Origin of the sequence: Microbacterium sp. LWS13-1.2, from assembly GCF_040144835.1 — a bacterium.
Classification (GTDB): Bacteria; Actinomycetota; Actinomycetes; order Actinomycetales; family Microbacteriaceae; genus Microbacterium.
In genome coordinates this window covers 1,650,708-1,670,055 of record NZ_CP151632.1, presented here as the reverse complement: position 1 = coordinate 1,670,055, position 19,348 = coordinate 1,650,708, and the positions used below count along the sequence as shown (strand labels likewise).

The following is a 19,348-nucleotide window of genomic DNA, read 5'->3' as shown; positions in this document are numbered from 1 at the left end:
ATGACCAAGCTCAACCGGGGTGACATGCTCCTTGACGCGCGCGAAGTGGTTGTCGAGTTCCCCGTGAAGGGATGGCGCAAGCCGCCGTTCCAGGCACTGCACGGCGTCTCCATCGACATCCGGCAGGGCGAGACTCTCGGACTCGTCGGGGAATCGGGATCAGGCAAGACGACGCTCGGCCGTGCGGTACTCGGGCTGGTTCCCGTCACGCGTGGATCGATCGAGTTCGCGGGACGGAACATCTCCGCACTCTCGCCGCGGGAGCGCCGCGCGATGGCGACCGACATCCAGGTGGTGTTCCAGGATCCGTACAGCTCGCTGAACCCGGCCATGACCGTGGGTGACATCCTCAGCGAGCCGCTCTCCACGCAGCGCGCGACGCGCGAGGACGCCCGTCGGCGGGTTGGTGAACTGCTCGCGGCCGTCAACCTTCCGGCGGACGCGGCGAGCCGCTATCCGCGTGAGTTCTCGGGCGGGCAGCGCCAGCGCATCGCGACCGCGCGTGCTCTGGCGCTCGAGCCCGAGCTCATCGTCTGTGACGAGCCAGTGTCGGCCCTGGACCTGTCAACCCAGGCGCGGGTACTCGACCTCCTGATCGAGATCCAGGAGCGCACGGGGGTGTCGTACCTGTTCATTTCGCACGACCTCTCGGTGGTCCGAGCAATCAGCCACCGTGTGGCGGTGATGTATCGAGGCGACATCGTCGAAGTCGGCGCGGGAGACAAGCTCACCTCCGACCCCGACCACGAGTACTCGAAGAAGCTCCTGATGGCCGCACCCATCGCCGACCCGGTGATGCAGCGCGACCGCCGCGAGGAGCGGCGCCGTTTTTTCGAGGCGCAGATGATCACCGTGCAGCAGGAAGAGGTCATGTGATGCGCGCGATCGTTGTGATGTTCGACAGCCTCAACCGCCGGCTGCTGCCGGGATACGGCAACACCGACGTCGACGCACCGAACTTCGAGCGTCTCGCGACGCGGACCGCGACCTTCGATCAGTGCTACGCCGGCAGCATGCCCTGCATGCCAGCACGACGTGAGCTGCATACGGGGCGCTACAACTTCCTGCACCGGTCCTGGGGGCCTCTTGAACCGTTCGACGATTCGGTCCCCGAGATGATGAAGAAGGCTGGCGTCTACACCCACCTCGTCACGGACCACCAGCATTACTGGGAGGACGGCGCGGGCACCTATCACAACCGGTTCAACACGTACGAGTTCTTCCGCGGTCAGGAGGGCGACCTCTGGAAGGGGCATGTCGCGGACCCGGACGTGCCCGCGACGCTCAACCCGCGCCATTTCCTCGCCAGGCAGGACTTGATCAACCGGATGTACCTGCGGGACGAGGCAGACCACCCGCAGACCCTCACGTTCGACGCGGGTCTCGAATTCATGAAGGCGAACCTTGAAGAGGACCGCTGGCTACTGCACCTCGAAACGTTCGATCCACACGAGCCGTTCTTCAGCTACGACCGCTATCGCGAGCAGTATGGACTCGAGGAGGGCGGCGTCGTGTTTGACTGGCCCTCTTACCGCCGCGTCACCGAGTCGCACGAGGAGATGGAGCTCGCCCGCCGCTCGTACTATGCGCTCGTCTCCATGTGCGATCGGTCGCTCGGCCGCGTTCTCGACTTCATGGACGACAACGCCATGTGGGACGACACGATGCTGATCGTCTGCACCGACCACGGGTTCCTGCTCGGCGAGCACGGGTGGTGGGGCAAGTCCGTCATGCCTTGGTACGACGAGACGATCCACACACCGCTCTACATCTGGGACCCGCGGGCGGGTGTCCAGGGCGAACGCCGTGAGAGCCTCGTGCAGACGATCGACCTCGGGCCGACCCTGCTGGAATACTTCGAGCTCGAGCGCACAGACGACATGCACGGGCGACCCCTCGTCGACGTTGTCAGGGCTGACACCCCCGTGCGCGAGGGAGCGCTGTTCGGCGCGCACGGCGGTCACGTCAGCGTCACCGACGGACGCTATGTCTACATGCGGGCGTGCAGCGATGAGACCAACACTCCGCTCTTCGAGTACACCCTCATGCCGACTCATATGCGCAGCCGCTTCTCCGTGGACGAGCTGCGGCACGCGGAGCTCGTCGACGGCTTCGACTTCATGAAAGGCGTGCCCGTCCTCAAGATCCCTGCGTGGACCCTCGGGAATCCATGGGAGTTCGGCACCCTGCTGTTCGATCTGGAGACGGACCCCGACCAGACCACGCCGCTACGCGACGACGAGCTCGAGCTGCGGATGGCGGAGCTGCTGGTGGGATTGATGCGTCACAACGATGCTCCGGCCGACCAGTTCGAACGGCTCGGGCTGCCCGCCAGGGGTCCGCTGGCTGTCGAGCACCTGCAGGTGGAGCGGCAGTGGGGGCAGGCGGAACGGTCGCGTCAAGCGGCCGCCCGCCGTGAACATTTCCCCGACGGGTCCATCCTCACCTCGACCCCGGTCCGCGAGCTGCTCGCCGACGACCGTCGGCGCGAGGTCATCCAGGAGCTGATTCCCCAATTGGCTTCGCCGTTCATCGTCGGCTTCGCGGGCGGAGAGTCCCTCCTCCTCGCGGCGGCGGCCGTGCCGGGAGTGACCGGTGATCAACTCGTCGAGCTCGCGTCAGAGCTGGGCTCGGCGGACGCGGTGTACGACGGCTGAGACGTCAACGCCCGCTGACAACAACACACAGAGTGAGGAATTCGTTGGCCGAGGATCTGTACACAAACGAGACCTTCACCGACCTCCTCGAGCGTTTGACGCTGGAGGAGAAGGTGCAGTTGCTGACAGGTCGTGATTTCTGGACGACGTGGCCGATTGAGAAGATCGGGCTGCGGCGGATCTTGGTGTCGGACGGACCGAGCGGCGTACGCGGTGAGGTGTGGGACGAGCGGTCGCCGTCGCTGAATCTGCCGTCGGCGACGGCGTTGTCGTCGTCGTGGGACCCCGCGATGGCGGCCCGCTATGGGGCTGCGGCTGCGGTGGAGGCGCGGCGCAAGGATGTGGACGTGGTGCTGGGGCCGACGATCAATCTGCATCGATCTCCGCTGGGTGGCCGGCATTTCGAGGCGTTCAGCGAGGACCCGGTGCTGACGGCCGCACTCGCCGCAGCGTATGTGCGGGGCGTGCAGGAGAACGGGGTCGGTGCGACGCCGAAGCACTTCGTCGCGAACGATTTCGAGACCGAGCGGTTCACCGCCGACGTCAAGGTCGACGATCGGACGCTGCGAGAGGTCTACTTGCGGGCGTTCGAGGACGCGATCGTGCAAGAGCGGGCGTGGCTGGTGATGAGCGCGTACAACTCGATCAACGGCGCGACCGCCTCTGAGAATGAGTTGTTGGAGACGCCGCTGAACAGCGAGTGGGGCTTCGACGGTGTGGTTATCAGCGACTGGACCGCGGTGCGCAGCATCGAGAGTGCGAAGCATTCGCAGGATCTTGCGATGCCCGGCCCCGAGGGCCCGTGGGGCGACGCGCTGGTGGAGGCGGTTCGCAGCGGCGACGTCGACGAGGCGGCGATCGACCGCAAGGTTGTGCGTATTCTGCGGCTCGCCGCGCGGGTCAGTGCGCTGGAGGGCTTCGAACCCGTATCGGTGGAGCCGGTCCACCGCGAGGACGGCGTTGCATTCGCTCGCGAAGCCGCGGCGGATGGCTGCGTCCTCGTCGCCAACGATGGCATCCTTCCGCTCTCGACGCCCGCGCGGATCGCGGTCATCGGGCACAATGCCCGCCACGCCCGCACGCAAGGCGGCGGCAGCGCGACGGTGCTGCCGGAGCGCGTCGTGTCGCCGGTCGACGGCATCCGCAACGCGTTTCCCGACGCAGAGGTCACCTATTCGATAGGCGCGATTGTGCAGGAAGGTGTCGCCGAGCTCGACCGCGACGCGATGCGCAACCCTGTCACCGGCGAGGTCGGCGCCCGAGTTGAGATGCTCGACGACGAGGGCGAAGTGATCTTCGCGGAGGATCGGCTGGCCAGCGGCTTGGTCTACTTCGGCGGCGATGCCCCGATCGCCGCGATGTCACGGCTTGTCTTCGAGACCGACTACACACCGACCGAGTCCGGCCACTCGCGGTTCGGATTCGCTGCCGTCGGTACCGGCCGGGTGTTTGTGAACGGTGTGCTGCGCGAGGAGCGCACCGTGCAGGCGATCGGCGATGACCTCGGCGCCGCCTTCCTGGCACCGCCCGCGATATCGGTTCCCGTCGACTTCGTAGCCGGCACGACCGTGCGGTTGCGGGTGGAGTTCCTGCCCATTCGGCTCGGGGGTTTCGAGAACGCGCTGAGCCTTAGCGTGGGCACTGAGCCGGCCGACGTCGACGCCGACGAGCTCATCGCAGAGGCCTCCCGTGCCGCCGAGAACGCCGACGTCGCAATCGTGGTCGTGGGTACGAACTCGCGCGTGGAGTCGGAGGGTTACGACCGCACCGACCTGTCGCTGCCCGGCAGGCAGGACGACCTGGTCCGTGTCGTGCTGGCCGCCAACCCGCGCACGGCGGTGCTCGTCAACTCCGGCGCCCCGGTGCTGCTCCCGTGGCGGCAGGAGGCGGCGGCGCTCCTGCTGACCTATTTCGGCGGGCAGGAGTACGGCTCCGCGATCGGCGACATCCTCACCGGCGCTCGCGAACCGGGTGGCCGACTGCCCACCACGTGGCCTGTAGAGCTGGACGACCTGCCCATCTCGGACGTGACGCCTCACGACGGCGTCATCACCTACGACGAGGGCATTCACATCGGCTATCGCGCGTGGCTGCGTGCCGGCACGCACCCGGCCTACCCGTTCGGGTTCGGCCTGGGCTACACCACGTGGAGCATCGCCGGTGCGTCGGTCAGCGACTTCGCCGGCGATACGGCGACCGTGGCCGTCAGCGTGCAGAACACCGGCACCCGGGCTGGCAAGCAAGTCGTCCAGGTCTATGCGTCCCGTCCCGACTCCGTCGTCGAGCGTCCCGTGCGGTGGCTCGTCGGCTTCGCCGTCGTTCGCGCGGATGCCGGAGCCACGGTGTCTGCCAACGTCGTGGTTCGCAAACGCGACCTGGCCTACTGGGACGGCGAATGGCGCTACGAACCCGGCGAATATACACTCCACATCGGCTCCGATGTCATCAACATCGCCAGCACGGCGACGATTCGCCTCGGACTCAGCTGATCGAACGCGTCGTGCGAAAAGATGTCGCCGGCTCGCAGAGCCACGAAGATCGGTCCAAGGCGGCGGCGACCGGGCTGCCAGCTGTATGCGCGGCGTATCACAGCGCCTTGGGTGGTGTCGAAGGCGCTCATCCCGGCGGCGAACAGGATTCGCAGGGTGAGCGCCGCCCACCAAGGCACGGCTCCGAAGGTGGCGGCACCCGCGAGCGTGAGCAGTCCGATCTCCGTCGCCGTGTCGAAGCCGAGACCGAGCAGCGCACCGCGATCGTCGCGGCTCTGGCGCACCTCGACTCGGCTGCGACGTGGGGTCACCCTCCGCCGGGAGTTCGGAATGAGCCGTCGCGACATCGCCGACGCCGCGGCATGGGCGGCGGAAGTGGTGCTGGATCCCGTTCGATCCCGCGTCGGCTGAGGCGGGATCCGGTCGCCGCCCCGGCCGGCGACGTATCCGCCGGTCACGGAGCTGCGCCCTCGGTGTCGTAACGTCGAGGTGTGAGGCGCAGCGGTATCTACGTGGAGACGACGATCGCCGCCGACCTCGAGGCGGTGTGGACAGCCACGCAGGTTCCGGAGCACCACGTCCGGTGGGATGTGCGGTTCACACGGATCACTCCGACGGGGCTGACGGAGGCCGGTGCCACGGCCTTCGCGTACGAACGGCGGGTGCCGTTCCACCGCATCAGCGGCACCGGTGTGAGCATCGGCGAGAAGCAGCGCGCGGACGGCGCACGCACCTCCGCGCTCCGGTTCCACACGCGCGATCCGCTGTCGCCGATCCGCGAGGGGCGCGGGTACTGGCGCTACGTCCCGCAGGACGGCGGGATCGCCTTCCTCACCGGCTACGACTACACCCCCGGATGGGGAGTGCTGGACGTCGTCGTCCGCCCCGTCCTGGGCTGGGCCACGGCCTGGAGCTTCGACCGGCTGCGCATCTGGCTCGAGACCGGGGTCCCGCCGGAGCGCTGGCCGCTGTGGAGCGTGCTGTGGTGGTGGCGACCGGATCGACCTCGCGCCGGCCGCTGCCGTCGCACGCCGGCGTCTGGCCGGCGCCGTGCGGACCATCTGCAGAACGCGCCGGTGACCCTGGCCGCTCTGCCCGACCCCGGAGCACCCGCATGACCTCCATCTTCGAGCGGGCGCTCGGCGACGACTTCGACCGCCTGCATCCCATGATGAAGCGACGGTTCGGCGTCGGTCTGGACTCCGCGGAGGCGTGCGTGGGCAGGGGAGTGATGACGACCATCCGGCGCGGGCCGTGGTGGACGATCCCGTTCCTGCAGATCGGGCGCCTGCGGAACATCCTGATCCCCGACATCGGTGCCGACGTCCCGTTCGTCATCGAGAACTACCCCTACCGCGACCCGCTCGGCCGCGAGACCGTCACCTTCGTCCGCGAATACCGCATCGGCGCGCACCGGCGCAGATTCGACGCCACGATGATCCTCGACGAGGACCGGATCGTGGACTACCTGGGCACGCACCAGCACCTCGCGGTCGATCTGCGGCTGAGCGCGGACGAGGACGGCGGGCTGCTGCTCACATCGGGTGCGCAGCGGTTCTACGAAGGCCCGATCGGCTTCCGGTTCCCGATGCTCTTCAGCGGACGCGCGCGCTTGCGCGAATACTTCGACGACGCCGACCAGCGGTTCCACGTCGACCTCGAAGTCCACAACCGCTGGTTCGGGTTCCTGTTCGGCTATCGCGGCAGCTTCGACTGCGAGTGGATGCCGGCCACCGACGCTCCGGAACGCCTCAAACCGCGCCGGCACGAAGCTCGGGTCTGAGACGCGCCGCCCTCGCTGCGTTGCGGCCCTGGCGCCAGCCTCGGCGTCACGCGCTCGCGCACGCAGGTGACCTTCACCCACGATGGTCTCACCGCCGAGGACGAGTGCTATGACGTGTGCACTAACGCGTGGGGCATGTTCGTCGACGGGAGCCTCAAGGCGCTCATCGATACGGGGGCAGGGGCGCCGTACATCTTCGGCGGCGACGAGGCGCTGACCACCGAGGATCACGACGAGCTGCACCGTCAGGTGGCGGCCGCGGCTGCGAGCAAGGCGGTCTGACCACCCGTGCCGGTCCCGCCGGTCGCATCGTCGACGTGAGTCGCCGGCACCCGGGCGTGTATCGCCCCGGTGTCGGCGGCTCCCGTTACGGTGAGACGCGGAGGGGACATGAAGACGAAGAGACTTGCCCGCACCTCGTCGCGACTGCCGCGTCGAGGTCACGTGCTGGTGGCCATCACGGTGGTCGACGAGAACGGATTCACCTCCCAGTACGAGACGGTGGAAGCGCCTGTCGGTGCGCTCCGTGAGGGCGTGGCCGCGATCCATCTCGCTGCGGTCGAGGCAGGGGCCGACGCCGACTCCGCGTCCGCCTGACTTCGCGGCATCCGCGCTTGTGCGCTGCTTTCGTGCGTCCTAGAATCGAACATAGATTCGACGAAGGAGAGCGACATGCGTATGGCTTCCCGAGAGGATGTTCAAGTCTGGTGCGAGCGCGAGCGGCCGGTGCGCCTGGTGGTCGAGGGGGAGCGGTGGCGCATCATCGACACGCCGACGCGATGCGACGGCGGGCGGCTGTTCCAGAGCTGGCGGTTCACCGCCCGCAGTGATGTGGATCACCGGACGCGCGTCATGGATGTCGAAGAGGTGGACGGGCACTGGATGCTCGTCGCGTCCTGGGAGTGATCCGGGGAGCGTCGAACCGCTCCGCGGATCCGTGGATGAGAAGTTCCGCAGAACTTCTCACTGTGATGGCCGTAGCGCCCCTTGAAACATGAATCGTGTGTCAGGTATCGTCCCGCAGAGCGGCTTCCCCGAGCCGCTTCCGCGCTCTACAAGGAGGTACCAGCGCATGGCATCCACCCAGGAGTCCCCCGCGCCGATGAGGCAATCGAGTCTGCGGCGGGTCGTCACGGCATCGATGGCCGGCACCGTCGTCGAGTGGTACGAGTTCTTCCTCTACGCCACCGCGGCGACGCTCGTGTTCAACAAGATCATGTTCCCGCCGTCGGACGACCCGTATGCGCCGATCATCGCGGCGTTCGTGACGTACGCGGTCGGCTTCATCGCCCGCCCGCTCGGCGGCATCGTGTTCGGCCATTTCGGCGACAAGTACGGCCGCAAGAAGCTCCTCCAGCTCGCCATCATCCTGGTCGGCGTCGCCACGTTCCTGATGGGGTGCCTGCCCACATTCGACATGATCGGCTACTGGGCGCCGGCCCTCCTGGTCGCGCTCCGCTTCGCGCAGGGCTTCGCGGTCGGCGGTGAGTGGGGCGGTGCGATCCTCCTCGTCGCCGAGCACTCGCCCGACAAGACGCGCGGCTTCTGGGCGTCATGGCCGCAGGCTGCGGTCCCGATCGGCAACCTGGTCGCGACACTCGTCCTGCTGGTCCTCAGCCGTACCCTCACCGAGGAGCAGTTCCTCTCCTGGGGCTGGCGGATCGGCTTCTGGCTCTCCGTCGTGATCGTCGCCATCGGCTACTACGTCCGCACCCGTGTCACCGACGCGCCGATCTTCCTCGAGGTGCAGAAGGAGGTCGAGCAGTCGAAGGCGGTGCGCTTCGGCGTGGTCGAGGTGATCAAGCGCTACCCGCGGGGAGTGCTGACCGCCATGGGCCTGCGCTTCGCCGAGAACATCATGTACTACCTGGTCGTGACGTTCTCGATCACCTACCTGGCCGTGGCGCTCGAGGTCGACACCTCCGAGATCCTCGGGCTGCTCGTCATCGCCCATATCGTTCACATGATCGTCATCCCGCTCATCGGCGGTCTGACCGACCGGCTCGGCCGCAAGCCGGTGTACATCATCGGCACGATCGGCGCGGCGGCCTGGGGCTTCGTGGCCTTCCCGATGTTCGACACCCGCAACCCGGTGATCATCGTCGCGGCGATCAGCCTCGGCCTGTTCATCCACGCGTTCATGTACGCGCCGCAGCCCGCGATCATGTCGGAGATGTTCCCGACGCGGATGCGGTACTCGGGCGTCTCGCTCGGGTACCAGGTGACGTCGATCGTCGCCGGCTCGCTCGCACCGATCATCGCGACCGCTCTCCTGTCGAGCACCGGCTCGTACGTGCCGGTCGCCGTCTACCTGGCGATCGCGGCGGCGATCACGCTCGTCGCGGCGGTGTCGCTGCGCGAGACGAAGGGCTCGTCCCTGCACGAGCTCGACCGCCTCGACGAGGAGAAGCTGGCCGCCGAGAAGGTGACCGCCGACGCCTGACCGGTGCGAGAGACGAAGGAACGCCCCGCCACCTCGTGGCGGGGCGTTCACCGTCCTCGGCTGATCGAGCCGCCGAGATTAGACGCCCTTGCGTCTCGTCGGGACCGTCGCCGGCGTGCTGCGGAACACCAGCACCGTCGTGATGGCCAGGATCACGATGCCGATGGACTCGACGATGACGGTCTCGGGGACGAGCATCATGTCCCAGGACGAGGTGATGCCGAACAGCCCCACCGTCAGCGCGAGGATCAGGGCGAGCAGCGTGGCGATGAGGAACAGCAGGCTCAGCACCGTCGCCAGCTGCAGCAGCCGGCCGTGAAGCACCAGCATCCCGACTGCGAGCACCAGTGCGGCGATGGCATTGAGGACGAACATCACCCCCAGGATGCCGCCGGTGCCGTTGAAGACCAGGAACAGGTGGATGGCGCCTGCGGCGAGGAGGGCGATCGCGCTGAGGATGCGCATCGTCCAGAGCACGCGCCCGGCGGTATCGGTGGCTGCGGTCGTCATGGTGCTACCTGCTCTCCGGTGGAGGTGAGGTCGTCGAGGCCCTCTCGAGGGAAACGAGCGCGCGACCGCTGAGGTTCAACCGGACGAGCCACGTGACGTCGCGGCCGAACGACTCGAGCATCAGCAGCAGCGCCGCGGCCGCGACGGCCAGATTCGCCTCCGGCGGCAGCACCTGCGCCGCGACGATGGTCAGGGCGATGCCGCAGACGGCGGTGACGACCTTGCGCCAGTATCGCGGCGGCAACGTGCGGCGCATCCACGGCAGCCCCGCACCGGCGACCACGAACGCGTACCGCAGCAGGCCGATCGACAGCACCCACCAGCCGACGAACCTCACGTCGTACACGCACAGTACGAGCAGCAGGAACGCGTCGACCTCCATGTCGAATCGGGCGCCGAGTGCGCTCTCGCTTGCCGTCCGACGGGCGACGTACCCGTCGACACCGTCGAGCGCGAGAGCGCAGGCGACGAGTGTGACGAACAGCACGGTGGATGCCGCGCCCTCGACCGCCGCGCCCTCGAGCGCCGCGACGGTCAGTGCGGTGACGAGGCCGACGAGCATCGAGCGGGTCGCGGTCACCGCGTTCGCGGGTCCGAACCGAAGCGCGCCCCGACGGCGGAGCCCGACGGTCAGCAGCACGGTGGACACCATCAGGTAGGCGAGTCCGACCGCCACCGCCGTCGGCGACAGCGGGACGGCGGCTCCGATCGCGACCAGTCCGCCCGCCCCGGCCGCCACCCACCACCAAGGGACCCACTGAACCTTTTCCATGTGCGCTCCGTGTACTCCCTATGGCGGTCACGGGGGACACGACGCAGGTACCTGCCGCGGTTCATCCCGATCCTGAGGATGCCGCGCACGCATGGTGGACGATCGGCCCCGGGCAGGGCGAGTTCCGGTCGGAGCCGCTCCCCGGCCCGTCCGACAGCGAGGCATCGGTCCGGACGCTCTGGACCGGCGTGAGCCGCGGGACGGAGGGGCTCGTCGCGCGCGGTGAGGTGCCGGAGTCCGAGCGGGAGCGCATGCGGGCTCCGCTCCAAGGCGGAGACTTCCCGTTCCCGGTGAAGTACGGATACCTCAACGTCGGCATGGTGGACGACGGTCCGGCACAGCTCGTGGGGCGCACCGTGTTCGCCCTGGTCCCGCACCAGTCGCGCTACGTCGTCCCCGCCGAGGCGCTCGTCTCGGTGCCCGAGGGCGTTCCGCCCCGTCGCGCCGTGCTGGCGGGGGCGGTCGAGACGGCGGTCAACGTGCTGTGGGATGCCGCTCCGCTGATCGGCGACCGCGTCGTCGTCGTCGGCGCAGGCATGATCGGATGCGCCATCGCGCGCGTGGCGTGCGGCATCCCGGGCGTCGAGGTGACCCTCGTCGATGTCGACGCGGCGAAGGCGCCGCTCGCTCGAGCACTCGGTGCCGAGTTCGCCCTCGCCCCGGCCGACCCGCTGCCCGAGGCGGATGTCGTGATCGAGGCGAGCGGCAGCGGAGCGGGACTCGAGCTCGCCCTGCGGCTGGCGCCCACCGACGGAGAGGTGATCGTCGCGAGCTGGTACGGCAGCCGGCCGGTGCCGATCACGCTCGGCGCCGACTTCCACTCGCGGCGGCTCACGATCCGCTCCAGTCAGGTCGGCGCGGTGTCATCCCGCCGGCGGTCGACGCGCACGACCCGCGATCGCCTGGAGGTCGCCCTTCGGCTGCTGGAGGATCCGGCGTTCGACCTGCTGCTGGGCGGCACATCGTCCTGGCGGCAGCTGCCCGAGATCACGGCCGCACTCGCCGCGGGCACGGCCGGCGAACTCTGCCACACGATCGATTGGAGCACCGCATGACGTTCAGCGTCACCGTCCGCGACCACCTGATGATCGCCCACAGCCTGCGCGGCGACGTCTTCGGACCCGCGCAGCAGCTGCACGGCGCGACGTACCTCGTCGACGCCACGTTCCGCGCCGACGAGCTGGACGCCGACGGGGTGGTGGTCGACATCGGCCGCGCGGGCGACCTGATGCGCGAGATCGTCGGCGCGCTGACGTACCGCAACCTCGATGACGAGCCGGACTTCGACGGCGTCAACACCACGACGGAGCGGCTGTGCCAGATCGTGGGCGACCGGCTGGCGGCGCGCGTGCGCGACGGGGCCGTCGGCGCAGCGCGCCTGACGGGCATCGCGGTCACCCTCCACGAATCGCACGTGGCCTGGGCGTCGTACGAGGTGGCGTTGTGACGAGCGGACCCTCGGTCCGTTTCCTCGCCCCCGAAGGGGTCGACGATCCGCGTCGCGTGAGCGGCGGCAACGTCTACGACCGGCACATCCGCGACGGGCTGGCCGCGCGCGGCTGGACCGTCGAGGCTCTCGAGGTTGCGGATGCCGGGGAAGCGGCATCCGCTCTCCGCGGTGCAGACGACGACACGCTGGTGCTCGTGGACGGACTCGTGGCCGGCTGGGTGCCGGCGGCTCTCGAAGAGGAGGCGTCGCGCCTGCGCCTGGTGATGCTGGCCCACATGGTGGTGGCCGCGTTCCCCGACGCGACGGCTGCTGCGGTGGATGCCGAGCGCCGCGCGCTGGGGGTCGCCCGCGCGGTGATCGTGACGAGCCGCTGGACCGCCGGTGAGCTGGTGCGGCGCGGACTGACCGATCCGTCGCGGATCACCGTCGCCGTCCCGGGCGTGCAGCATGTGGATGCCGGCGCGCCGGCATCCGACAAGGCCCTGCTCTGCGTGGGGGTGCTGGCGCCGCACAAGGGGCAGGACACGCTGCTCGACGCGCTCGCACGGCTGCGAACGCCGGACTGGACCTGCGCCATCGTCGGGTCGTCCGAGCCGTTCCCGCGGTTCGCCGCAGCCATCGCCGAGCATGCGGCGGCGTTCGACGGCCGGGTGCAGCTCACCGGCGTCCTCGACGAGGACGGCCTCGCCGCGGCATACGACCGGAGCGCACTGCTCATCGCGCCGTCGCGGGTCGAGAGCTGGGGCATGGCGATCGCCGATGCGCGAGCCAGGGGGATCCCGGTCGTCGGCTCGGAGGCCGGCGGCATACCCGACGCGCTCGCCGGCGGGGGCGGTCTCCTCGTCCGCCCCGACGACCCGGCCGCGCTGGCCGATGCCTTGGAGAAGTGGATGTCGGACCCGCCGCTGCGGGCACGACTCCGGCGCGAGGCGGTCGTGGCCCGCACCTCACTGCCGACGTGGTCCGACACCGTGGCAGACGTCGCCCGCGCACTGGAGGCGGCATGACCTCGATCTCGACGGCGACAGCCGGCTGGCTCGCGCTGCGGGCGCCGGCCGACGATGCTGCTCGCTCTCCGGAGCTCGCACACGAGCTCGCCCGCATGCTGGCCGCAGTGTCCGCGCCTGTGGTGCTGCACGACCTCGGCGCGGGAACCGGGTCGATGACCCGCTGGCTCGCGCCGCGGCTTCCGGGGCCGCAGCAGTGGGTGCTCCGCGACGGGGACGCTGAGATCGTGGAGCACCTCGACCTCAGCGCGGTCGCCGACGCCGCCGGCCGGCCCGTCGACGCGCACGTCGTCGTCGAGGACCTCGCCGAACTCCCGAGCGAGACCTTCCGGGGGGCCGCGGCGGTGACGGCATCCGCTCTCCTCGATGTGATCACGCGGGCCGAGGCCGCCCACGTCGTCGCAGCCTGTGTCGCCGCGGGCGCTCCCGCGCTCTTCAGCCTCACCGTCACCGGGGCGGTGAGGCTGCGGCCGTCCGAGGCGCACGATGCGGTCGAGCGTGCCCTCGGCGCCGCGTTCGACGACCACCAGCGACGCGACGTCGACGGGCGGCGGATGCTGGGGCCCGACGCGGTCGCCGTGACAGCGGGTCTCTTCGCCGACGCGGGCTGGAACGTGCGCCGAGCGGCGACGCCGTGGCGCCTGAAGCGGCGGGACGGTCCCCTCGTCGCGGAGTGGCTGGACGGGTGGGTCGCTGCCGCCGTGGAATGGCGGCCGGAGCTCGCCGAGGACGCGGCGGCGTACCGCCGGCGTCGTCAGGCGCAGGCCGCAGCCGGCCGGCTGCGGGTCACCGTGTCGCACGAGGACCTGCTGGCGTGGCCCGGCTGAGAAGCATGCCCCCTCGGCTGCGGATGGCGGTGCGGATCGTGGCGGCGCTCGCGGTCGTGGTCGCGACGGCTGCCGTGGTCGGCGCCGCGCCATTCGTGGAAGGACTCGCCTCCATCTCGCCGTGGACGATCCTTGCCGCCGTCGCGCTCGCGGCGGTCGCGACAGCCGCTGCGGCCTGGAGGTGGCGGCTGGTCTCGACGGGGTTCGGCCTGCCGCTGGCGTGGGGGGACGCGTTCACCGCCTACTACCGCTCGCAGTTCCTCAACACCGTGCTTCCCGGTGGGATCGTGGGCGACGTGCAGCGCGCGTATCTGCACGGCAGCGACCACGACCGGCTGGATCTCGCCGCGCGCGCGGTGGCGGCCGAACGCATCGCCGGTCAGCTCGTGCAGATCGTGCTGACCCTCGCGATCCTGCTCCCGCTGGGGCTGACCTCGCCGCTGGCTCCGCTGGCGTGGCTCAGCGGAGGCGTCGTCGTGGTCGCGCTCGCCGCCGTCGCCGCCGTGGCCTTCAGTCGGCGGGGGCGCTCGCTGCTCGACCGCGAGTACCGCCTGCTGCGGCCCGTGGTGTCCCGGCCGCTGACGCTGCTCGCGATCACCGGTGCGTCGGTCGTCGTCGTCGCTGCGCACGCGGCCACCTTCGTCGTCGCGGGTCTGGCGGCGGGGGTGCACGCCGGAGCCGCCGAACTCGCCCTCGTGGCGCTGATCGTGCTCGGCGGGGCCGCGATCCCGCTCAGCATCGGGGGCTGGGGGCCGCGCGAGGCGGTCGCTGCCGCCGCCTTCGCCCTTGCGGGGCTGGGTGCCGCCGCAGGCGTCGCCGTCTCGACCGCGTTCGGCGTGCTGAACGTCGTCGCCGTCGCCCCCGGAGCCATAGCACTGCTGGCGGACCGCTTCCGTTCCCCGCGGCAGAGGGGCATCATCGGGAGGAGGAGATCCGTATGAGCGAGCGACCCTACGTGACCCTCAGTTGCGCGATGTCGATCGACGGCTACCTCGACAGCGCCGAGCCTCACCGGCTGGCGATGTCGAACGCGGCCGACCTGGACCGTGTCGACGACGTGCGTGCCCTCCATGACGCGATCATGGTGGGCGCGTCGACGGTGCGCCGAGACAACCCCCGTCTGCTGGTGCGGGATGCCGCCCGACGCGCGCGACGCCTGGCCTCGGGCCGGCGGGAGTCCCCGGCGAAGGTCACCGTGACGGCGAGTGGCGACCTCGCTCCGGACGCCGCGTTCTTCACGACGGGGGAGGGGCCGCGCATCGTCTACTGCCCGCAGGACCGGGAAGCGCAGCTGCGGCGCCGGCTGGGGGATCGTGCGACCGTCGTCGGGATCGGCGACGACTGCGTCGTGATGGCAGCGCTGCTCGATGATCTCGCCGCCCACAGGGGAGTGCGCAGCCTCATGGTGGAGGGCGGCGGCACCGTGCTGACCCAGTTCCTCGGCGCGGACCTCGTCGACGAGCTCCATCTCGTCATCGCCCCCTTCTTCGTCGGCGAGGCGCGCGCGCCGCGCGTCGTGGGGCCCGCGGCCTTTCCGTGGACCGCCTCGCGCCGCGCCCGGCTCGCAGACACGTGCCAGATCGGCGACGTCGTCCTGCTTCGCTACGCCCTCTCCGATCGGTTCGGCATGCTGGAGGGCCAGGGCACCGAAGCCGGACGGGTCGCCGCAGAGATTCCGTGAGCACCTCGCCGGGCGGCCCACGGCCCCGGGCATGGCGGGGTCGCGTCGGGATCGTCGCATCCGTCGCCCTGCTCGTCGTCCTGCCGCTCGTGCCCGGCGTCCTCGCGACGGGGTCGGCGCTGGCTCTCGTGCGGATCCCGGTCGAGTCGATCGTGATCCTGCTCGTCCTGGCGGTGACGCCGTGGCGCATACCGCGCGTCGCGCTCGCGACGGCGTTCGGGCTGTTCGTCTGCCTGGCGATGGTGCTCGCAGGCATCGACCTCGGCTATGAGGCGGCGCTCGGCACGCACTTCGTGCCGCTGGACTGGCCGCAGCTCGGCGACGCCTACGGCGTCGTCGCAGCGGCGATCGGCGGCGTTCCGGCAGCCGCGCTCGTCGCCGCGGCAGCGGCCGTGATCGCCGCCGCGACAGCGGCGCTGGCGTGGGCCGCGCTGCGCGTGGACGCTGTGCTCCGCCGTCACGCCGAACGCGGGCGCGCGGCCATCGCGGCGGTGACCGCCGTCTGGGTCGCCATCGCCGCGATGGCATCGCCGCTGGGACTCGCCGATCCGCCCGCGGCGGCGGCATCCGGCGGCGCCATCGGCTCAGCCGTCTCGCGCACCGTCGCCGCGCTCGAGACGAGAGCGACCGTCGCCCGGGCGATCGCCGGCGATCCCTTCGCCGACGTGGACGAGGACGGACTCCTCACCGCGCTGCGCGGCAAGAACGTCGTCTTCGCCTTCATCGAGAGCTACGGCCGGGTCGCGCTGGAGGACGATGAGATCTCGGACGGCGTCGGTGGGGTGCTCCGCCGCGGCGAGGAGGTCCTGACGGCGGAGGGGTACTCCGCCGAGAGCGCGTGGCTCACCTCGCCCACCTACGGCGGAGCGAGCTGGCTCGCGCATGCGACGCTGCAGACCGGTGTGTGGATCGACTCGCAGACGGTCTACAGCGAAGTGGTGCGCAGCGACCGGCTGACGCTGAGCGCGGCGTTCGCCGCGGCCGGCTGGCGGACGGTCAGCGAAGTGCCGTCCAACACCCAGGACTGGCCGGTCGGGTGGGAGTTCTACCGCTTCGGCACACTGCTGGACGCCACGAATGTCGGCTACCGCGGGCCGTCCTTCGGCTATGCGCGGATTCCCGACCAGTACACGTGGAAGCACTTCGCTGATCACCAGCTCGTGGATCAGCAGCGGCCGGTGATGGCCGAGATCGACCTCGTGTCGTCGCACACCCCGTGGGCGCCCCTTCCCGAGCTCCTGCCGTGGTCAGAGATCGGCGACGGATCGGTCTACGACGGGCAGCCCGAGCGCAGCCGCCCCGCCGGCGCCGTCTGGGAGGACCGGCAGACCGTCCAGCGCTTCTACGGACTGTCGATCGAGTACGCGCTCGGCGCGATGTTCTCTTTCCTCGAGAACGTCGACGACCCGGATCTCGTCGTGGTCGCACTCGGCGACCACCAGCCCGCTGCGATCGTGAGCGGAGAGGATGCCGACCGCGACGTGCCGATCACCATCATCGCGAAGGATCCGGGCGTCTTGGCGGCTGTCGCCGGGTGGGGCTGGGAGCCGGGTCTGCGACCCGGTGCGGGGTCGCCGATCTGGCGGATGGATGAGTTCCGCGACCGGTTCTTCACCGCGTTCGGGACTCCGCCCTGAGCCGAGGCTGGAAGGATGGCGGGATGACGTTCATCGTGCGCGTTCCTGAGCTGAGCGAGGCAGCGGAGATCGCCGATCTCCACGTGGAGACGTGGCGCGAGACCTACACGCACCTCCTGCCCGAGGAGTTCTTCGACGAGGACTACGTGCAGGGTCGTCACCGGTTGTGGCGTCGGCTTCTCGAGAATCCGCGCGAGGAATGGCGCATCCGCGTCGCCGAGCGGGACGGGCAGATCATCGGCCTGGCGACATCCGGCCCGAGCACGGCGACCGAGGGGCAGGATGCGCCGCGCGAACGCCAGCTCTACATGCTCTACGTGCTCGCGGCGGAGCACGGCGGGGGAGTCGGGCAGGCGCTGCTCGACGAGGTCGTCGGCGACGAGCCGGCGGTGCTGTGGGTGGCGAAGGCGAACCCCAGGGCGATCGCGTTCTACCGCCGCAACGGCTTCGCGTTCGACGGCGTCGAGGAGGCCTATCCCGGCGTTCCCACTCTCGTCGACGCGCGCATGGTGCGCTGACCGAGGCGCTGCGGACAGGCGAGTGCTCCTCAGCCGGCGAAGTCGGAGTCGTCGGTCCATGCGGCGATGTCGACGCCGTGGTTGTCGGGAGAGGTCAGCGTCCACCACTCGGGAGCGTGGGAGTCGTCGGCCAGGCGGCCTCCGGCGGCGAGGGCCGCGGCGACGCGGGCATTCACCTGGTCGCGCGGCACCGAGATGTCGATGTGCGTGCGGCCCCGGCCGGACTTCGCCGGCTCGAGGGGATGGAACCACACATGCGGATTCCGGCGCAGCGGGTCGACGGCATCCTCGGCGCCGAGCGGATCGTAGCCGAGCGCGGCGCTCCAGAACGGCCGCACGTGGGCATCGGGGCCCTGTGCGACGGCGATGCCGACGACGGTGAGCGCGGACGGGTCGGGCTCGAGACCGAGTTCGCGGGCGGCGCGCGAGACCGCGGCCGCGAGCTCGGCATCTGCGCTGCTCAACGCGCCGTCACGGCGACTGAACGTCTTGACGAACACCCCTTCGGGACGCAGGTCGACGTCGGGGTAATGATCGAGGGCCTCGGCGATCGGGACGATCGCGGCGACCAGACGGGCGCCCTGAGCGAGCGAGTCGGCCCGGAAGAACGCGTGCGCACCCCAGTACAGGACGCGCCAGTCCTCGACCCCTTCCGAGGAGTGGAAGGCGCGCGGGCTGATCGTCTCGAGCTCGGGCTCGATGGTGCCGTCGCCGAGCGGCGGCTGCGCGAGGATGATGCGTGAGAGCTGCTGCGGGCGCGTGAGCTGGGGCCAGTGGCCCGTCGGCAGGTCGATGAAGGTGACGTCCTCGAGCGTCGTGAACTCCTGCACGGACGCCGCACCCTCGCCGATCCAGGAGCGCAGGTCGGCGACGGAGTACTCGGTGGCGACCGCCGTGACGGGGATGCTGCGCCGGCGGTCGTCGTGGAGATGCTGGATGCCGGTGACCACGCCCGCCGGCGAGGGAACTGCGTAGGCGCGGAACGCCGTCATGCCGCCCTCGCCGAGGTCGCGGAGGTCGGCCTCGTCGAAGTCGCTCCAGTCGGGAAGGGGGAGATCGGCACCCACCGGTTCGTAGCCGGAGAGGAGCGGGGCGCCGTCGGGCGTCGGGAATCCGCCGATGAGGATCAGGCGTGCGACGCGGCCCGGGCGTGCATCCGCGGCCGCGTAGACGATGCCGGCGCCGGCCGAGTGACCCACCAGCACCACCTTCTCGCCCGGCGCCGCGTCGATCGCGGCCACGACGGCCGCGACGTGGCCGTCCAAGGTGATCGCCGAGCGATCGGCGTCCGCCGATTCCATGCCCGGCAGAGTGAGAGCGACCGGCCGGTGACCGGCGCGCTCGAGGGCGGGCGCGACTTCGTACCACGCCCATCCGCCCATCCACAGACCCGCGACCAGGATGATGTCCACTTTGCGCTCCTTCGCGTGATGACCGGTGGGGCCAGTGTGGCCCGATCCTCCGACATCCGCGACGGGGGAATACGTCGCGGTCGCAGGCGATTGACTCTCATACCCCTAGGGGGTATGAAGGAACTCGTACCGATAAGGAGAATGCCGTGACCGATCCGATTC

The 19,348-nt window shown here is 70.1% G+C and carries 21 protein-coding genes; 17 read left to right on the top strand and 4 right to left on the bottom strand.

Annotated elements, in window-relative coordinates; genetic code table 11:
• The 3 genes from MRBLWS13_RS08030 to MRBLWS13_RS08020 are packed head-to-tail and all read left to right on the top strand — an operon-like array spanning position 1 to position 5,146.
• The gene (locus tag MRBLWS13_RS08030) at positions 1–876 is read left to right on the top strand and encodes an ATP-binding cassette domain-containing protein (protein WP_349428502.1); all 876 of its coding nucleotides are present in this window, start codon (positions 1–3) and stop codon (positions 874–876) included.
• Positions 876–2,657: a sulfatase gene (locus tag MRBLWS13_RS08025; RefSeq protein WP_349428501.1), complete on the top strand. Its 1,782-nt coding sequence runs from the start codon at positions 876–878 to the stop codon at positions 2,655–2,657. The genes MRBLWS13_RS08030 and MRBLWS13_RS08025 overlap by 1 nt, the downstream gene beginning before the upstream one ends.
• Positions 2,658–2,701: 44 nt before the next feature.
• Positions 2,702–5,146 carry a glycoside hydrolase family 3 C-terminal domain-containing protein gene (locus MRBLWS13_RS08020; RefSeq protein ID WP_349428499.1) on the top strand — a complete coding sequence of 815 codons (2,445 nt, stop codon included), beginning with the start codon at positions 2,702–2,704 and terminating at the stop codon, positions 5,144–5,146.
• Here the strand turns inward: MRBLWS13_RS08020 and MRBLWS13_RS08015 are convergent.
• Positions 5,059–5,604 (bottom strand): hypothetical protein, encoded by a 546-nt coding sequence (locus tag MRBLWS13_RS08015; protein WP_349428498.1) that lies wholly within the window; start codon positions 5,602–5,604, stop codon positions 5,059–5,061. The two genes, MRBLWS13_RS08020 and MRBLWS13_RS08015, sit on opposite strands and share 88 nt — an antisense overlap.
• A gap of 33 nt (positions 5,605–5,637) precedes the next feature.
• On the opposite strand from MRBLWS13_RS08015, the gene MRBLWS13_RS08010 reads away from it, so the two are divergent.
• The 6 genes from MRBLWS13_RS08010 to MRBLWS13_RS07985 all read left to right on the top strand — a co-directional run bounded on the left by MRBLWS13_RS08010 (position 5,638) and on the right by MRBLWS13_RS07985 (position 9,372).
• Complete coding sequence (locus MRBLWS13_RS08010) at positions 5,638–6,264, top strand: SRPBCC family protein (protein WP_349428497.1); 627 nt, start codon at positions 5,638–5,640, stop codon at positions 6,262–6,264.
• Positions 6,261–6,929, top strand: coding sequence for a DUF4166 domain-containing protein (locus MRBLWS13_RS08005; protein WP_349428496.1), 669 nt, complete (start codon positions 6,261–6,263; stop codon positions 6,927–6,929). Before MRBLWS13_RS08010 ends, MRBLWS13_RS08005 begins: the two co-directional genes overlap by 4 nt.
• Before the next feature lie 66 nt (positions 6,930–6,995).
• Positions 6,996–7,211, top strand: coding sequence for a hypothetical protein (locus MRBLWS13_RS08000; RefSeq protein ID WP_349428495.1), 216 nt, complete (start codon positions 6,996–6,998; stop codon positions 7,209–7,211).
• Positions 7,212–7,319: 108 nt separating this feature from the next.
• The gene (locus tag MRBLWS13_RS07995) at positions 7,320–7,526 is read left to right on the top strand and encodes a hypothetical protein (protein ID WP_349428494.1); all 207 of its coding nucleotides are present in this window, start codon (positions 7,320–7,322) and stop codon (positions 7,524–7,526) included.
• 75 nt (positions 7,527–7,601) lie between these two features.
• Complete coding sequence (locus MRBLWS13_RS07990) at positions 7,602–7,835, top strand: hypothetical protein (RefSeq protein WP_349428493.1); 234 nt, start codon at positions 7,602–7,604, stop codon at positions 7,833–7,835.
• 166 nt (positions 7,836–8,001) lie between these two features.
• Complete coding sequence (locus tag MRBLWS13_RS07985) at positions 8,002–9,372, top strand: MFS transporter (RefSeq protein WP_349428492.1); 1,371 nt, start codon at positions 8,002–8,004, stop codon at positions 9,370–9,372.
• Between the two features lie 78 nt (positions 9,373–9,450).
• On the opposite strand, the gene MRBLWS13_RS07980 is transcribed toward MRBLWS13_RS07985, so the two are convergent.
• Together MRBLWS13_RS07980 and MRBLWS13_RS07975 are read right to left on the bottom strand one after the other, a co-directional pair.
• Positions 9,451–9,882 carry a hypothetical protein gene (locus MRBLWS13_RS07980; RefSeq protein ID WP_349428491.1) on the bottom strand — a complete coding sequence of 144 codons (432 nt, stop codon included), beginning with the start codon at positions 9,880–9,882 and terminating at the stop codon, positions 9,451–9,453.
• Positions 9,883–9,886: 4 nt separating this feature from the next.
• Positions 9,887–10,654, bottom strand: coding sequence for a CDP-alcohol phosphatidyltransferase family protein (locus tag MRBLWS13_RS07975; protein WP_349428490.1), 768 nt, complete (start codon positions 10,652–10,654; stop codon positions 9,887–9,889).
• Positions 10,655–10,674: 20 nt separating this feature from the next.
• Between MRBLWS13_RS07975 and MRBLWS13_RS07970 the strand changes: the two genes are divergently transcribed.
• From MRBLWS13_RS07970 to MRBLWS13_RS07935, 8 genes are read left to right on the top strand one after another with little or no spacing between them, the layout of a single operon-like run.
• The gene (locus MRBLWS13_RS07970; RefSeq protein WP_349428489.1) at positions 10,675–11,709 is read left to right on the top strand and encodes a zinc-binding alcohol dehydrogenase; all 1,035 of its coding nucleotides are present in this window, start codon (positions 10,675–10,677) and stop codon (positions 11,707–11,709) included.
• Positions 11,706–12,101, top strand: a complete 396-nt coding sequence (locus MRBLWS13_RS07965; RefSeq protein ID WP_349428487.1) for a 6-carboxytetrahydropterin synthase — start codon at positions 11,706–11,708, stop codon at positions 12,099–12,101. The genes MRBLWS13_RS07970 and MRBLWS13_RS07965 overlap by 4 nt, the downstream gene beginning before the upstream one ends.
• Positions 12,098–13,111 (top strand): glycosyltransferase family 4 protein, encoded by a 1,014-nt coding sequence (locus tag MRBLWS13_RS07960; RefSeq protein WP_349428486.1) that lies wholly within the window; start codon positions 12,098–12,100, stop codon positions 13,109–13,111. The genes MRBLWS13_RS07965 and MRBLWS13_RS07960 overlap by 4 nt, the downstream gene beginning before the upstream one ends.
• Positions 13,108–13,938, top strand: coding sequence for an SAM-dependent methyltransferase (locus tag MRBLWS13_RS07955; RefSeq protein ID WP_349428485.1), 831 nt, complete (start codon positions 13,108–13,110; stop codon positions 13,936–13,938). The genes MRBLWS13_RS07960 and MRBLWS13_RS07955 overlap by 4 nt, the downstream gene beginning before the upstream one ends.
• A 5-nt stretch (positions 13,939–13,943) precedes the next feature.
• Positions 13,944–14,879 (top strand): lysylphosphatidylglycerol synthase transmembrane domain-containing protein, encoded by a 936-nt coding sequence (locus MRBLWS13_RS07950; RefSeq protein WP_349428484.1) that lies wholly within the window; start codon positions 13,944–13,946, stop codon positions 14,877–14,879.
• Positions 14,876–15,619: a dihydrofolate reductase family protein gene (locus tag MRBLWS13_RS07945; RefSeq protein ID WP_349428483.1), complete on the top strand. Its 744-nt coding sequence runs from the start codon at positions 14,876–14,878 to the stop codon at positions 15,617–15,619. The genes MRBLWS13_RS07950 and MRBLWS13_RS07945 overlap by 4 nt, the downstream gene beginning before the upstream one ends.
• On the top strand, positions 15,616–17,256 hold the full coding sequence (locus tag MRBLWS13_RS07940; RefSeq protein WP_349428482.1) for a CDP-alcohol phosphatidyltransferase: 1,641 nt from the start codon (positions 15,616–15,618) through the stop codon (positions 17,254–17,256). Before MRBLWS13_RS07945 ends, MRBLWS13_RS07940 begins: the two co-directional genes overlap by 4 nt.
• Before the next feature lie 23 nt (positions 17,257–17,279).
• Positions 17,280–17,774, top strand: coding sequence for a GNAT family N-acetyltransferase (locus MRBLWS13_RS07935; RefSeq protein WP_349428481.1), 495 nt, complete (start codon positions 17,280–17,282; stop codon positions 17,772–17,774).
• A 29-nt stretch (positions 17,775–17,803) separates the two neighbouring features.
• Here the strand turns inward: MRBLWS13_RS07935 and MRBLWS13_RS07930 are convergent, their stop codons facing one another.
• On the bottom strand, positions 17,804–19,186 hold the full coding sequence (locus MRBLWS13_RS07930) for an alpha/beta fold hydrolase (protein WP_349428480.1): 1,383 nt from the start codon (positions 19,184–19,186) through the stop codon (positions 17,804–17,806).
• Positions 19,187–19,348: the final 162 nt, after the last annotated feature.